The organism is Kitasatospora sp. NPDC051705 (genome assembly GCF_044453265.1).
Taxonomy (GTDB): domain Bacteria; phylum Actinomycetota; class Actinomycetes; order Streptomycetales; family Streptomycetaceae; genus Kitasatospora.
In genome coordinates, this window is sequence record NZ_JBITCO010000018.1 from 1 (window position 1) to 15,121 (window position 15,121).

Consider the following 15,121-nt stretch of genomic DNA (forward strand, 5'->3'; position numbering starts at 1 on the left):
ACATTCCGAACCCGGAAGCTAAGCCTCACAGCGCCGATGGTACTGCAGGGGGGACCCTGTGGGAGAGTAGGACGCCGCCGAACAATTCTTCGAGAGAAGCCCCCGCCGGGTGAACCGGACGGGGGCTTCTCTGTTGTAAGGTCAACGTGCAGTGTCGTCACACGGATCAGGAGGCCCCCGGGTGGAGGTCCAGGAGACGCGGGTCCAGACCGATCGCGTCCTCACCATCCCCAACCTGCTCAGCATGGGCCGGCTGGTCGGCGTTCCGCTTTTTCTCTGGCTGATTCTCTGGCCGGTCTTCGACGGCCCCAACAACGACGGTTGGGCGCTGCTGATCCTGGCGTTGAGCGGGATCAGCGACTACCTGGACGGAAAGCTCGCCCGGCGGTGGGGGCAGATCAGCCGGGTGGGGCAGCTGCTCGATCCGCTGGCGGACCGGCTCTATGTGCTGTCCACCCTGGTCGGATTGACCTGGCGTGAGATTCTGCCGTGGTGGCTCACGGCGATTCTGCTGGCGCGTGAGGTGTTTATCGCCGCGCTGCTGCCCATCCTGAACCGGCACGGTTACGGACCGCTGCAGGTGAGTTTTCTGGGGAAGGCCGCGACCTTCAACCTGATGTACGCGTTTCCGCTCCTGCTGCTCGGCAGCGTGGACAGCTGGATCGCGCGGCCGGCCGAGGTGGTCAGCTGGGCCTTCATCTGGTGGGGGACCACGTTGTACTGGTGGGCCGGTATTCTCTACGCCGTTCAGGCGCGGCGCATCATCCGGGCGAGTACCGCGGGCTCCGCGTCCGCAGTCTGAGACACGGGCTGAGAGAAGTCCCACGTCGTATCGGTGCGTCGGACGATACCTTCAGGGTAGAGATCCCTCTGGAACGGTTTGATGGACCTGCAGGTCCACCACCGCGAAGGAGGACGCACCCGTAATGAAAGCCGTAGTCATGGCAGGGGGCGAAGGCACCCGACTCCGCCCGATGACCTCGAGCATGCCGAAGCCGCTGCTACCGGTGGCCAATAGGCCGATCATGGAGCACGTGCTCCGGCTGCTGAAGCGGCACGGTCTCTCCGACACCGTCGTCACCGTCCAGTTCCTGGCGTCACTGGTCAAGAACTACTTCGGTGACGGCGAGGACCTGGGCATGCATCTGACCTATGCCCACGAGGAGACGCCGCTCGGCACTGCGGGGAGTGTCAAGAATGCCGAGGACGCGCTGAAGGACGACTCCTTTCTGGTGATCTCCGGTGACGCGCTGACCGACTTCAATCTCTCCGAATTGATCGACTTTCACCGCAGTAAGGACGCACTGGTCACCGTCTGTCTCACCAGGGTGCCGAATCCCCTGGAGTTCGGAATCACGATCACCGATGACGACGGACGCGTCGAGCGGTTCCTGGAGAAGCCGACCTGGGGGCAGGTCTTCTCCGACACCGTGAACACCGGTATCTACGTGATGGAACCCGAGGTCTTCGACTACGTGGCGGCGGGTGAGTCCGTCGACTGGTCGAGCGACGTCTTCCCGCAGCTGTTGAAGGAGGGCAAGCGGGTCTACGGGTACGTCGCCGAGGGCTACTGGGAGGACGTGGGCACCCACGAGAGCTACGGCAAGGCCCAGGCGGACGTCCTGGAGGGCAAGGTGGACGTCGAGATCGACGGCTTCGAGATCTCCCCGGGGGTCTGGGTCGCCGAGGGCGCCGAGGTGGACCCGGAGGCCGTCCTGCGGGGCCCGCTGTACATCGGTGACTACGCCAAGGTCGAGGCCGGGGTGGAGATCCGTGAGCACACCGTGCTCGGCAGCAACGTGGTGGTCAAGCGCGGCGCCTTCCTCCACAAGGCGGTGGTGCACGACAACGTCTACGTCGGGCCGCAGAGCAACCTGCGCGGCTGCGTGGTGGGCAAGAACACCGACGTGATGCGGGCCGCTCGGATCGAGGACGGTGCGGTCATCGGGGACGAGTGCCTGATCGGCGAGGAGTCGATCATCGGGGCGAACGTCCGCGTCTACCCGTTCAAGACCATCGAGGCCGGCGCCGTGGTCAACACCTCGGTGATCTGGGAGTCCCGCGGCCAGGAGCACCTCTTCGGGCTCCGGGGCGTCTCCGGGATCCTGAACGTCGAGATCACCCCGGAACTGGCCGTGCGGCTGGCCGGCGCGTACGCCACGACCCTGAAGAAGGGGGCGACCGTCACCATCGCGCGTGACCACTCGCGTGGTGCGCGTGCGCTCAAACGGGCGATGATCTCGGCGCTCCAGACCTCCGCGATCGACGTCCGGGACCTGGAGAACGTGCCGATGCCGGTGGCCCGGCAGCACACCGCGCGCGGGAGCGCCGGCGGCATCTTCCTTCGGACCACACCGGGGGTGCCGGACTCACTGGACATCCTCTTCTTCGACGAGCGCGGGGCCGACCTCTCGCAGGCCGGGCAGCGCAAGCTGGACCGCGTGTACGCGCGCCAGGAGTACCGGCGCGCCTTCCCCGGCGAGATCGGCGACCTCACCTTCCCGTCCAGCGTCTTCGACTCCTACGCGGGCAACCTGCTGCGGGCCGTGGACACCACAGGCGTCCGGGAGGCCGGGCTGAAGGTGGTCGTCGACACCGCGCACGGCAGCGCGGGCCTCGTCCTGCCCAGCATCCTCGGGCGGCTCGGGGTGGAGGCGCTGACCGTCTCCAGCGGGCTGGACGAGGCCAGGCCGACGGAGGACGCGGAGGAGCGGCGGGCCGGGCTGGCCAGGCTCGGGGAGCTGGTGGCCTCCTCCCGGGCGGCCTTCGGCGTCCGCTTCGACCCGGTCGGCGAGCGCGTCGCCTTCGTCGACGAGCTCGGGCGGGTGATCGACGACGACCGGGCCCTGCTGGTGCTGCTGGACCTGGTCGCGGCCGAGCGGCGCAGCGGTCAGGTGGCGTTGCCGGTGACGACCACCAGGATCGCGGAGCAGGTCGCGGCGTACCACGGCACCCAGGTCATCTGGACCACGACGACCCCGGACGACCTCGCGAAGGCGGCCTCCGCCGAGGGCACCGTGTTCGGCGGGGACGGGCGCGGCGGTTTCGTGGTGCCGGAGTTCAGCGGGGTGCTGGACGGGGCCGCGGCCTTCGTCCGGCTGGTCGGCCTGGTGGCGCGCACCCAGCTCACGCTGAGCCAGATCGACGCCCGGATCCCGCAGGCGCACATCCGCCGCCGGGACATCGCCACGCCGTGGGCGGCCAAGGGCATGGTCATGCGTTCGGTGGTGGAGGCGGCCGGCAGCCGGCGGCTGGACACCACCGACGGCGTCCGCGTCGTCGAGGCGGACGGGCGCTGGACGCTGGTGCTGCCGGACCCCGCCGAGGCGACCACCCACCTGTGGGCGGAGGGCCCGGACGACGAGGCGACCGAGGCGCTGCTGGACGAGTGGGCCGCGGTGGTCGACGGGGCAGGTCGGTGACGACGACACCGGTCTGACCGAGGAACGGTCCTGACCAGCGGGGCGTGCGGCGGAAGCCGTGCGCCCCGCTGTCCGTTTCACACCCTTCGGCCTGATCCGTCACTTTGCGTCGTGTTTGCAGCTCAGGGGGCGTGCACGGGGCCCGTCTCCGACGTGGGACGATGGTCCGCATGCCAGCGACGCCGACGCCGAGTGCTCCGAACGGACGGTACAACCGCCCGGACGCCTCGATGTCCCTGCTGACCAACGTGATGGACCACAGCCTCGACGAGGGCTACGCCGAGGCGGCCGCGGCCCGCGGCGGCGACCGCGACGGCCGGATACCCAGGACGGCCCGCGGCCTGCTCACGCTGGGCGCCGGGCTGGCCCTGGTCGGGGCCGTGGTGACGGTCGGTGCGGTGAACGCGCACAAGGCGGAGCCGACGCTGGCCAAGGAGCGGGACGCGTTGATCCACCGGATCAACGACAGCAACGGCTCGGCGGACCACCTGCAGCAGCAGGTCCAGGACCTGCGGCGCAAGGTCGAGAGCACGCAGCAGCAGGCGCTCGCCACGGGGAGCGGCGACGCCGGCGGGCTGACCGGTGCGGTGGGGCTGGGCGAGGTGACGGGACCGGGGGTGAAGTTGGTCCTGGAGGACGCCGCCGGGACCGGCGGCGGGGGCAACGTCGACCCGCGGGCCGGGCAGGGCTTCTCCAACAGCGGCCGGCTGCGGGACCGCGACCTGCAGCTCGTGGTGAACGGTCTGTGGGGATCCGGGGCGGAGGCGGTGGCGATCAACGGCCAGCGGCTGACCGCCCTCTCGGCGATCCGGGCCGCGGGCGAGGCGGTGCTGGTGGACAACCGGCCGCTCGTCCCGCCGTACAACATCCAGGCGATCGGGGACGGCCCGAAGCTCCTCACCGCCTTCGAGAACGACATGGCCGGGCAGTACCTGCGGCTGCTCCAGGAGAAGTACGGCATCAAGTCGACCCTCTCCGCGCAGAAGAGCCTGACGCTGCCGGCGGCCGTGGGCGTCTCGCTGCGGACCGCGCAGCCCGTCACCCCCGAGCCCTCACCCACGGCGAGCCCGTCGGCCGCGCCGAGCGCGACGCCGTCGCCCACGGCCGGAACCTCCGAGAGCCCGAGCGCGTCCGTCCCACCGTCCGCGAGCGGCACCGGCACGCCCTCGGGCCCCGCGCGCCGGACCCCGGGCGCCACCACCAAGACCACGACAGCCCACTCGTCCACGACGGCCCCGACCGGGTCGTCGTCCGCAGGGACAGGAGCAGCTAGACCGTGATTGCCGTACTGGGTCTCGTGATCGGGGTGGTCGTCGGGCTCTTCGTCCAGCCCGAGGTGCCGGACGCCGTCGTGCCGTACCTGCCGATCGCGGTGGTGGCGGCGCTGGACGCCGTGTTCGGTGGTGTCCGGGCGATGCTGGACGGGATCTTCAACGACAAGGTGTTCATCGTCTCCTTCCTCTCGAACGTGGTGGTCGCGGCGCTGATCGTGTTCCTCGGTGACCAGCTGGGCGTCGGCTCGCAGCTGTCCACGGGCGTGGTCGTCGTCCTCGGCATCCGCATCTTCTCCAACGCGGCCGCGATCCGGCGCCATGTCTTCCGTGCCTGAGCCGGGCCGCGCGGCGGCGGAGGAGAACGTGGACGGACGGGCCGAGGAGGCGGCGCCCGGGGCGACCGCGGCGAAGGACGCGGCGGGGGTGCCCGGGAAGGCCGTTCAGCGGGTTCCCGCGCCGGCCGCCGAGCAGCCCGCCGAGGCGGCCGGGGAGGGCCCGGAGGCCGCTGCGGCGGCGGACGCGGTCGCGCCGGCGGACCCCGCGGGGGAGGCCGGGGACGCCCGGGCCGAGGACGTCGAGGGCGTGGAGGAGACCGGGCCGGTGGAGCCGGCCGGGGACGCTCCGACGGAGCCCGCGGCGACCGGGGCCGAGGCGGCGCCTGCGCCCGGGGCCGAGCCCGGGGCCGAGCCCGGGGCCGCGGCGGTGGCCGAGCCGACCCTGCAGCTCACCAAGGTGGTGCGGCCGGAGGCGGAGCGGAAGCCGGCGGAGCGGAAGCCGGAACCGGCAGCCGCGTCCGCGTCCGGGGTGGAGCCGGAGCGGGAGCCGGCGTCCGTGCCGGTGGTCGAGGCGGCTCCGGAGCGCGAGCAGGAGCAGGAGGCCGGAGAAGGGGCCGGGGACGAGGCCGGGAGCGATCAGCCGCCCGCCGCGGACCGCAGCGCCGGGCGGCGGCGCCTGAAGGCGGCGCTGTGGCCGCCGAGGCTGTCCCGCGGGCAGCTGGTGGTGGCCCTGCTGCTGTTCTCCCTCGGACTGGCCCTGGCGATCCAGGTGCGGTCGACCAACGACCACCACAGCCAGCTGCGCGGGGCCCGCCAGGAGGACCTGGTCCGGATCCTCGACGAACTGGACAGCCGCCAACAGCGTCTACAGCAGGAGAAGGCGGAGTTGGAGCAGTCCCTGGCCAAGTTGGAGAACAGCTCCAACCAGGCCAAGGAGGCCCAGGAGCAGACCAGGAAGAAGACGACGGAACTCGGCGTGCTCGCCGGTACCGTCAAAGCCACTGGTCCGGGCATCGTACTGACGGTCGATGATCCCCAAGGGCAGGTGAAGGCAGATATGCTGCTGGACACCCTGCAGGAACTTCGAGCGGCGGGGGCGGAGGCGATTCAGATCAACGATGTGCGCGTGGTGGTCAACACCTACTTCACCGACCTCTCGGGCGGTGGTGTGCAGATCGACGGGAAGAAGGTCTCGCAGCCCTATCGGTTCACCGTCGTGGGGAACCCGCAGGACCTGACGCCCGCGCTGAACATCCCGGGAGGCGTCGTCCGCACCCTGGAGAGCCACCAGGCCCGGGCGACGATCGCGCAGCAGCAGAAGGTCGTCGTGGACGCCCTCGTGGATCTGAAGACGCCGCAGTACGCCAAGCCGGCTTCGAAGTGACGGGGCACCCGACGAACGTCCCGTCACGTGCGGGCGGCACCCGGAGCGGGGCGCCGCCGTCGCGTGAGCGAGACTGGTTCGCACGAGTACGCACCGGAGCACCAACCGCAGCACATTCCGTCGGAGCACCGCTCCAGCGGGTCCGGACCGCAACCGGGCCCGCTGCCTGTCCGAGGTTCTCACCCTGCCCCGCGGGCGGGTCTGTCACACGCAAGGGGATTCGCCCGTGAGTTTCTTCTCGAAGTTGTTCGGTCGCAACAAGGGCCGCGACGCGGCCGCCGTCGAGGCGCCCACCGCGCGCCACCGCCGGCCCGAGGACGAGCCCGCCGTGCCGGGCATGCGGCCTGCCCCCGAGGCGCCGCAGTACGCCGAGCAGCAGCTGTTCCGGGACGGCGGCGCCGCCCAGTACGCGGGGAATCCCGCCGGCTACGGCGCGTCGGTTGACCCTTCCGGCGACCCGCGCATAGGTTTCCAGTCGGGACCCTCAACCTCTGGTGGAGGGTTTGCCCCGGATCCGTACGCCGGGCACAACCCGTCGGGTGTGCCGCGCCAGGAGGCTGTGAACATGGCTGGCCCGACTCCGTGCCCCAGGTGCGGCAACCAGAACCCGGCCTCGGCCCGGTTCTGTTCCAACTGCGGTACGGCGCTGCGCGGCGGCCTGATCCCCGAGGGGGCGGCGGAGACCACGTCGACCATCTCCATCTCGGGCCTGGAGTCGTACGACCCCAACACCACGACCGGCACCGGCGCCACGCCGGCCCTGTCGGCCGAGGTGCTGTCGGCCATCGACGCGCTCCCGCCGGGCTCGGCCCTGCTGATCGTGCAGCGCGGCCCGAACTCGGGCAGCCGGTTCCTGCTGGACTCGGACGTCACCACGGCCGGCCGTCACCCGCAGGGCGACATCTTCCTGGACGACGTCACGGTCTCGCGCCGGCACGTGGAGTTCCGCCGCACGCCGGCCGGCTTCAGCGTCGCCGACGTGGGCAGCCTCAACGGCACCTACGTCAACCGGGAGCGGATCGACGAGGTGTCGCTGAACAACGGCGACGAGGTGCAGATCGGGAAGTACCGGCTGGTGTTCTTCGCCGGCCACAACCGGGGGTACTGAACCCAACGTCGGCAGGAGCCCGAGTGAGTACGAATCCCCCCTCACCTTCTCTCGGGGCGACCACCCCCGCGTCGTCCGGTCCGCAGGCGGACCGTGGCGGGCGCGGGGTGGTCGCGGGCCCCAGGCAGCCGGTCCGCCCGGACCGGCCGGGGGTGCGTCGGCGCGGCGGCGACGAGCTGCTGAGCATCGGCGCCGTGCTGGCCTTCCTGCGCGACGACTTCCCCGAGGTCACCATCTCCAAGATCCGCTTCCTGGAGGCGGAGGGGCTGGTCGAGCCGCAGCGCACGCCCTCGGGGTACCGCAAGTTCAGCCCGGCCGACGTCGAGCGGCTGGCCTACGTCCTGCGCATGCAGCGGGACCACTACCTGCCGCTGCGGGTGATCCGCGAGCACCTGGACGCGATCGAGCGCGGTGAGGCCCCGCCCGCGCTGCCGCCCTCCGCCGACACCCGGCCCGGCCCGCTGGAGGAGGCCGACCGCGAGCTGGTCGCCGCCGCCGACGCGGCGTCCGGGGTCCGGCTGGGGCGGGCCGAGCTGCTGGCGGCCGCCGAGGCCGGGGAGCGGGAGCTGGCCGAGTGGGAGTCCTACGGCCTGGTCGCGCCCGGTCCGGACGGCGGGTACGACGGTGAGGCGCTGCAGGTCGCCCGGCTGGTCGCGGAGCTCGGCCGGTTCGGGCTGGAACCGCGCCACCTGCGGGCCATGAAGGCGGCCGCGGACCGCGAGGTCGCCCTGGTGGAGCAGGTGGTGGCGCCGCTGCGCCGGCACCGCAACCCGCAGACCAGGGCCCACGCGGAGGCCACCGCCAGGGAGCTCGCCACGCTGTCCGTCCGGCTCCACGCGGCGATGGTGCAGGCCGGTCTGCGCACGCGCGGGTAGCCGCCCGGGCCGCCGGCCAGGCGGCCGGGTGCACCGCCCTGACCAGCGGCGTCGGCCCTGCGCTTTCATATCCGGGAGCGGAGCCATAGGGTTGCCTGTGTGAATGAGCTCGACGTCGTGGGTGTCCGAGTGGAGATGCCTTCCAACCAGCCGATCGTGCTGCTTCGGGAGGTCGGGGGCGATCGGTACCTGCCGATCTGGATCGGCCCCGGCGAGGCGACCGCGATCGCCTTCGCCCAGCAGGGCATGACGCCGGTGCGCCCGCTGACGCACGACCTGTTCAAGGACGTCCTGGAGGCGCTGGGCCAGCAGCTCACCGAGGTCCGGATCACCGACCTGCGGGAGGGCGTCTTCTACGCCGAGCTGGTCTTCGCCGGCGGGGTCGAGGTCAGCGCGCGGCCGTCCGACGCGATAGCGCTGGCGCTGCGCACCGGGACGCCGATCTACGGGAGCGAGGAGGTGCTCGCCGAGGCGGGCATCGCGATCCCGGACGAGCAGGAGGACGAGGTCGAGAAGTTCCGCGAGTTCCTCGACCAGGTGTCGCCCGAGGACTTCGGGGGCAGCGGCCCGCAGTAGCGCGAACGGGACGGTGTACTGATCAGGTAGCCGTCGCACCGGTCGTTTTGCCAAAAACCGTCCATCTACCCACACTAGGGGCACGAAAAACCACTCTCCTGAGTGACGTGGTTTGTCCGGCCCGGCGTGGCGATCGTTGACGGGTCATAGGGGACTGCCTACCGTCAGGAGTGGCTGTCCGGGTGACCGATGCCCGCAGTCTCGGGTTGCCCGCAGCACCAGTGGACGGAGGTAGGCATGAGCAGCACCGGCGACGACGCGGCCGTGGGAGGCCTGTGCGCCGTGCACCTGCCGCGCACCGCTCGTACCGTGACGGACCTGCCCCGGGTGAGCAGGTTCCCGGCCGTGCAGCCGGGGCAGCCAGCCATCGAGCGGCTGGCCCCGACGTCCGAACTGATCGGCTACCGCGGCCCGACGGCCTGTGCGGCGGCCGGCATCACGTACCGCCAACTGGACTACTGGGCCCGCACCGGACTGCTGGAGCCCAGCGTCCGCAGCGCGTACCCGGCGACCAGCCAGCGGCTCTACAGCTTCCGCGACATCCTGCTGCTGAAGATCGTCAAGCGGCTGCTCGACGCGGGCGTCTCGTTGCAGAACATCCGGGTGGCCGTCGCCCATCTGCAGGCCGCCGAGCAGGGTGACCTGGCCGGGATGACGCTGCTGTGCGACGGTGCGACGGTGTACGAGTGCACCACGCCGCAGCAGGTGGTCGACCTGCTGAAGGGCGGTCAGGGGGTGTTCGGCATCGCGGTCGGAGCGGTCTGGCAGGAGCTGGAGCGGGTGGTCGCGCGGCTGCACGCCGAACGCACCGACACCGGCGAGACGGTGGTCGGCCACGACCCGGGGGACGAGCTGGCGCAGCGCCGCAACCGGGCGGTCTGACCGACGATCTGACGAGACCGAGGGAGGGCACGTGGGGTTCGGCGGCGCGGTGACGGACCGGCTGAGACGGCGGGGCGGGCGGCTGGTGGCCGCACTGCGGGAGCGGCCCGCGCAGCGCAGGGCCTTCCAACTGGGGACTGTGCTCTGCTCCCTGGCGCTCGCGCCGAGCGCCTGGCTGTGGGTCTCGGCGGGCGACCGGGTGGGCACGGTGGAGAGCGTGCCGGCGGCGCCGGTCGCGGTGGTCTTCGGCGCCGGGCTGGACGACGGCAGGCCGTCCCCGTACCTGGAGCACCGGCTGGTCGCGGCACTGGACCTGTACCGGGCCGGGAAGGTGCAGGCGATCCTGGTCACCGGGGACAACGGGCGGGACAGCTACGACGAGCCGGACGCGATGCGGCGGTACCTGATCGAGCACGGCGTGCCCGAGGTGCGGGTGGTGGGCGACTACGCGGGCTTCGACACCTGGGACTCCTGCACCCGCGCGCGGCGGGTGTTCGGGGTGGACCGGGCGGTGCTGGTCAGCCAGGACTTCCACGTCCGCCGGGCGCTGGCGCTCTGCGCGGCCGCGGGCATCGACGCGCACGCCGTCGCGGTGCCGGAGCCGCACGACGTCACCTGGCTGTACGGCGGGCTGCGGGAGGTCCCGGGGGCCGGCAAGGCGGTGGTCAACGCCTGGCTGCGGCCGGACCCGGTCTTCCTCGGGCCCCGTGAGGAGGGCATCCCGAGGGCCCTGGCGGACGCCGCCCGGCGGTAGGCCGCTCCGCCGGGCCCGGAGCCCGGCGGGCCCGGCGGCGGGGGCGTCGGCCGGGTTCGTACGCACTGTCGGACCCGTGGGCGATGATCGGCGGGTGCGATCACTGCCGAGCATCATCCACCTCGACATGGACGCCTTCTTCGCGGCGGTGGAGCAGGCGGCCAAGCCGAGCCTGCGCGGGAAGCCGGTGATCGTCGGCGGGCTCGGCGGGCGCGGGGTGGTCTCCACGGCCTCCTACGAGGCGCGCAGGTTCGGGGTCCACTCGGCCATGCCGATGGCGCAGGCGCGCCGGCTCTGCCCCAACGCGGCCTTCCTGGCCGGGCGGTTCGAGGCCTACCGGCAGGTCAGCGAGATCGTGATGGGCCTGCTGCGGGAGCTGTCGCCGCTGGTGCAGCCGCTCAGCCTGGACGAGGCGTTCGTCGACCTGGAGGCCGGCCCGTACGGTCCGGTGCTGGCCGAGGCCGACCACGGGACGGGGGAGCGGCTGGTGCTCGCCCTGGCGGAGGACCTGCGGGCCGACATCCTCGAGCGCACCGGGCTGACCGCCTCGGTGGGGGCGGCCGGGTCCAAGCTGATGGCGAAGATCGCCTCCGAGCAGGCCAAGCCGGACGGGCTGGTGCTGGTCGAGCCCGGGCAGGAGCGCGCCGTCCTCGGCCCGATGCCCGTCCGGGCGCTGCCGGGGATCGGGCCGGCCACCGAGCAGGTGCTGCGGCGGGCCGGGCTGAGCACGGTGGCCGACCTGGCCGAGGCCGGCGAGAGCGAGCTCGTCCAGCTGCTCGGGCGCTCGCACGGCGCGGGGGTGTTCCAGATGTCCATAGGGCTGGACGAGCGCCCGGTGGTGGCCGACCAGGACGCCAAGTCCGTCTCCGTGGAGGACACCTTCGAGGTGGACCTCGCCGACCGGGACCGGGTGCTGCGCGAGGTGGAGGTGCTGGCCGCCCGGTGCGTCCGGCGGCTGCGCGCGGCCGGGCGCTCCGGGCGGACGGTGGTGCTGAAGGTCCGGCGGTTCGACTTCTCGACGCTGACCCGGTCGGAGACGCTGCGCGGGCCCACGGACGACGAGGCGGTGATCACCGAGACGGCGCGCCGGCTGGCGGCCCAGGTGGACATCACGGGCGGGATCCGGCTGCTCGGCGTGGGCGTCGCCCAACTGGCCGACTACACCCAGGAGGACCTCTTCGCGCAGGCCCTCCGGGAGGAGGCCGCGGAGCACCCGGAGGCGGCGGAGGGGGAGGCCGAGGAGGAGCCGGCGACGGCCGTCCTGCGGCGCTGGCTGCCCGGGCAGGACGTCCGGCACGCGGAGCTGGGGCCCGGATGGGTGCAGGGCAGCGGCGTCGGGCGGGTCACCGTGCGGTTCGAGACGCCGTGGAGCGGGCCGGGGCGGATCCGGACCTTCGCGGTGGACGATCCGGCGCTGGAGCCGGCCCGGCCGCTGCCGTTGCGCGGGGGCGGCGAGGAGGCGGCGGGGGAGCCGGGCCCGGCCGGGCGGTGAGACGCGAAGCGGCCCCACCCGGTCCAGGGGGAGTACCGGGTGGGGCCGCATTACCGTGCCGGACCCCGGTGCGGTCGTGATGCCCTCACGACCGGCCGGGGGCCGGGCCCCCGCGCCCTGTCCCGGGGCGCGGGGGTCGGACGCCTCGTCAGGCGTCGGTCTTCACCAGCTCGGGGCCGGCGTTCTGGTCGGCCGCGCCGCCCTGGGCGACGGTGGTGGCCGGCTTGACGGTGCGGATCAGGAAGGGGACGGCGCCGGCGACGGCGCAGACCACGGCCGCGGCCCAGAACGCGTGCTTGTAGGCGTCCAGGGTGGGCAGCGTCAGCGGGATCTGCGGGGGCAGCTTCATGGTGTCGCCGGTCAGGATGGCGGCCATCACGGCGGTGCCGATCGCACCGCCGACGGTGCGCAGCACGGCGTTCATGCCGTTGGCGATGCCGCTCTGCTCCACCGGGACGGCGCCGTTGATGTAGGCCGGCATCGCGGAGAAGGCCAGGCCGATGCCCAGACCGAAGATCGCCGAGGCGGTGTAGATGTCACCCTCGCTGCTGTGCCGCAGGGCCAGGTAGGCCATCGCGACACCACCGAGGACGCCACCGAGGACCAGCGGCAGGCGCGGGCCGCGGCGGGCGATCAGCATCGCGCCGAGCGGGGCGGCCACCATCGAGCCGATGGCGGACGGCAGCAGCATCACGCCGGCGTGCAGGACGGTCGCGGTGAAGCCGTAGTGGGTGAGCTTCTCCGGGGTCTGGGCGAAGTTGCTGATCACCATGAACGAGCCGTACATGCCGAAGCCGATCAGCAGGCCGGCCAGGTTGGTGAAGGCGACGGCCGGGCGGGACATCATCCGCATGTCGACCAGCGGGTGGGCGACCTTGGTCTCGATGACGCCCCAGATCAGGGCGACGACGGCGGCCACGGCGAACAGGCCGAGGGTCTTGGTGGAGGTCCAGCCCCAGTGGTTGCCCTGGCTGACCGCGACCAGCAGCGCGGAGAGCCAGCCGGCCAGGGTGAGGGCGCCGAGCGGGTCGGCGCCGCCGTCCTTGTCGGTGACCGGGTCGGACGGGACGCGCAGGGCGACCAGCAGGACGGCGAGCAGGCCGAAGGCCAGACCCATCCAGAAGATCGACTTGTAGCTCCAGTGCTCCAGCAGGAGACCGGTGGCCACCAGGCCGAGGCCGGAGCCGACGCCCATCGAGGCGCTGATGGCGGCGACGCCGCCGGTCACCTTCTGCTTGGGCAGCTCGTCGCGGACGATGCTGATCGCCAGCGGGAGCACGCCACCGCCGGCGCCCTGCAGGACACGGGCGACGACCAGCCAGGTGAACGAGTGGGTGCTGACCGCCAGCGCCGAACCGGCGACCAGACCCGCCAGCGAGATGAGCAGCATCGGCTTGCGGCCCCGGAGGTCGCCGAAGCGGCCCAGCAGGGGAGTCAGCACGGCGGCGGAGAGCAGGTTGGCGGTCATCAGCCAGGTGATGCTGGACGCGGAGACGTTCAGTTCCTTGGCCAGCGAGGGCAGGATCGGGACGACCGCGGTCTGCACCACGCTGAACGACAGCATCGCCAGGATGAGGGCCGGCAGGACCCGGGCGCTGCTCTGCTTCTCGGCCGCGATGGTGGGCTGGGGTGCCTCACTCACGGTTGCTTCCTCCCGTACATAGTGAATGAACTGAAGTAACCATGCCGGGAGATACTTCAGAGTGTCAAATATCGATCGGTGAAGCTTTGGCAAAGTCGAAGGATCCCGGTGCCGGCGGCGGGCCGAGCGGTGCCGTCCGGGCGCAGCGCGAGGCCCCCGGACCGAGGGTCCGGGGGCCTGGTGGAGCGGGTCAGGAGGGCTGGTGGAGCCCGTCGGGGCGGCGTCGGGGCGGCGTCAGGACAGCGGGCGCAGGGCCGCGGGGCGGCCGTTGTCGGCAGCCGGGGCGGAGCCGGGGGTCGGAGCGTGGTCCGGGCTCTGGCCCGGGGTGTGGTCCGGGGTGTGGCCCGGGCTCTGGGAGGAGGACCCGGGGGCGCCGGGAGCCGAGGTCTCGTCGTGGACCTCGACGTGCTCGCGCCGCAGCTCGTCCGTGACCACCTCCTCGGCGGTGTACCGCTCGACCACCAGGCGGACCCGCTCGATCGGGGCGAGGTACTTGCGGACCACCGGGCGCTCCTCGCGCAGGGTGACCTCCTCCACCGCCTCGGCGATGTCCTTCTCGGTCAGCGAGGCGCGCTCGGCCTCGCTCACCGGCATCCGCTCCACCCGGACCCGCTCGCGCACCACCGGGACGCGGCGCTCGACCGGCTCGCTGGTCACGTACTTGCGCAGCTTCGCGGTGCCCAGGACGTGCCACTCGGTGGTGATGTCCAGGCGCTCCTCGCGGCAGGTGATCTCCAGCGGGCCGCTGGGGGAGGAGGACGACGGGGTGTCCGCCCCGGGGGCCGGGGTGGTCGCGGGCGGGACGACCTGCGGCTTCGGCTCGACGACGGGTACCGCCGCCGCGGCGGCGGCGACGGGAGCGAGGGTGCTGAGAGTGCGCACGCTGGCCTCCGGGGCGGTGCTGGTGCTCGTGGCGGTGGTCGGGGAGGGAGTGGGGGCGGGGGAGAGGAGGGCGGCGGCCTTCGCGGGCTCGGCCGCCGGGGTGGAGCCGAAGTCGAGGTCGGGCTGCGCGGGCCGGTCGCCCGACCCGTTGGCCGACCCGCCCTCGACGGGGGTGTCGAGGCCGTAGTAGCGGTAGAGCTGGAGCTCCTGGGCGGGCGAGAGGTGCTGGCCGACGCCGAAGTCCGGCGAGTCCTTGACCAGCGACTTGTCGTACGGGACCCGGAGCTCCTCGCCGGAGAACTCGCTCGTGGTCAGCGGGACGAAGGCGTCCCGGCCGAAGATGCCGGTCCGGACGGCCGCCCACTCCGGCTGGCCGGTCGCGTCATCCAGGTAGACCTCGTCGACCGTGCCGATCTTGTCCCCGTTGCGGTCGACCGCCTTGTGGCCGATGAGGTCCCGGGGGTCGATGTCGGTTTGCACTCTTTCCTCCAGTGCGCTGCACCTGCGGAACTCCCGCAGGACGGCGTCGGAGCACCCGTCCCGTCCGCCACTTCA

The 15,121-nt window shown here is 72.4% G+C and carries 13 protein-coding genes and 1 rRNA gene; 12 read left to right on the top strand and 2 right to left on the bottom strand.

The annotated features are described in order from the left end of the window. The 12 genes from rrf to ACIA8Q_RS22230 all read left to right on the top strand — a co-directional run. Window positions 1–83, top strand: a 5S ribosomal RNA gene (rrf, locus tag ACIA8Q_RS22175); the annotation flags it as partial. A 98-nt stretch (window positions 84–181) separates the two neighbouring features. Next, on the top strand, window positions 182–802 hold the full coding sequence (locus ACIA8Q_RS22180) for a CDP-alcohol phosphatidyltransferase family protein (protein ID WP_360223038.1): 621 nt from the start codon (window positions 182–184) through the stop codon (window positions 800–802). 124 nt (window positions 803–926) lie between these two features. Beyond that, entirely contained in the window at window positions 927–3,422 is a 2,496-nt protein-coding gene (locus tag ACIA8Q_RS22185; RefSeq protein ID WP_360223041.1) for a mannose-1-phosphate guanyltransferase, read from the top strand. 170 nt (window positions 3,423–3,592) lie between these two features. After that, window positions 3,593–4,702 carry a DUF881 domain-containing protein gene (locus tag ACIA8Q_RS22190; RefSeq protein ID WP_360223044.1) on the top strand — a complete coding sequence of 370 codons (1,110 nt, stop codon included), beginning with the start codon at window positions 3,593–3,595 and terminating at the stop codon, window positions 4,700–4,702. Continuing rightward, window positions 4,699–5,031, top strand: a complete 333-nt coding sequence (locus ACIA8Q_RS22195) for a small basic family protein (protein WP_030062488.1) — start codon at window positions 4,699–4,701, stop codon at window positions 5,029–5,031. Before ACIA8Q_RS22190 ends, ACIA8Q_RS22195 begins: the two co-directional genes overlap by 4 nt. A 397-nt stretch (window positions 5,032–5,428) precedes the next feature. Further along, a complete protein-coding gene (locus tag ACIA8Q_RS22200; RefSeq protein ID WP_396317604.1) occupies window positions 5,429–6,355 on the top strand; it encodes a DUF881 domain-containing protein in 927 nt (308 codons plus the stop codon). Between the two features lie 226 nt (window positions 6,356–6,581). Then, window positions 6,582–7,463, top strand: coding sequence for an FHA domain-containing protein (locus ACIA8Q_RS22205; protein ID WP_387903827.1), 882 nt, complete (start codon window positions 6,582–6,584; stop codon window positions 7,461–7,463). Window positions 7,464–7,615: 152 nt separating this feature from the next. Next, window positions 7,616–8,338: a MerR family transcriptional regulator gene (locus ACIA8Q_RS22210; protein WP_360223052.1), complete on the top strand. Its 723-nt coding sequence runs from the start codon at window positions 7,616–7,618 to the stop codon at window positions 8,336–8,338. 99 nt (window positions 8,339–8,437) lie between these two features. Further along, entirely contained in the window at window positions 8,438–8,914 is a 477-nt protein-coding gene (locus ACIA8Q_RS22215; protein ID WP_030303568.1) for a bifunctional nuclease family protein, read from the top strand. Window positions 8,915–9,151: 237 nt separating this feature from the next. After that, window positions 9,152–9,796 (top strand): MerR family transcriptional regulator, encoded by a 645-nt coding sequence (locus ACIA8Q_RS22220; protein WP_360223050.1) that lies wholly within the window; start codon window positions 9,152–9,154, stop codon window positions 9,794–9,796. 61 nt (window positions 9,797–9,857) lie between these two features. After that, entirely contained in the window at window positions 9,858–10,550 is a 693-nt protein-coding gene (locus ACIA8Q_RS22225) for a vancomycin high temperature exclusion protein (RefSeq protein ID WP_396317605.1), read from the top strand. A 94-nt stretch (window positions 10,551–10,644) separates the two neighbouring features. Beyond that, entirely contained in the window at window positions 10,645–12,042 is a 1,398-nt protein-coding gene (locus ACIA8Q_RS22230) for a DNA polymerase IV (protein ID WP_360220941.1), read from the top strand. A 148-nt stretch (window positions 12,043–12,190) separates the two neighbouring features. Here ACIA8Q_RS22230 and ACIA8Q_RS22235 read toward each other — a convergent pair whose 3' ends face one another. Together ACIA8Q_RS22235 and ACIA8Q_RS22240 are read right to left on the bottom strand one after the other, a co-directional pair. Then, window positions 12,191–13,684, bottom strand: coding sequence for an MFS transporter (locus ACIA8Q_RS22235; RefSeq protein ID WP_360220944.1), 1,494 nt, complete (start codon window positions 13,682–13,684; stop codon window positions 12,191–12,193). A gap of 234 nt (window positions 13,685–13,918) precedes the next feature. Next, complete coding sequence (locus ACIA8Q_RS22240; RefSeq protein WP_360220947.1) at window positions 13,919–15,046, bottom strand: PRC and DUF2382 domain-containing protein; 1,128 nt, start codon at window positions 15,044–15,046, stop codon at window positions 13,919–13,921. Window positions 15,047–15,121 lie beyond the last annotated feature (75 nt).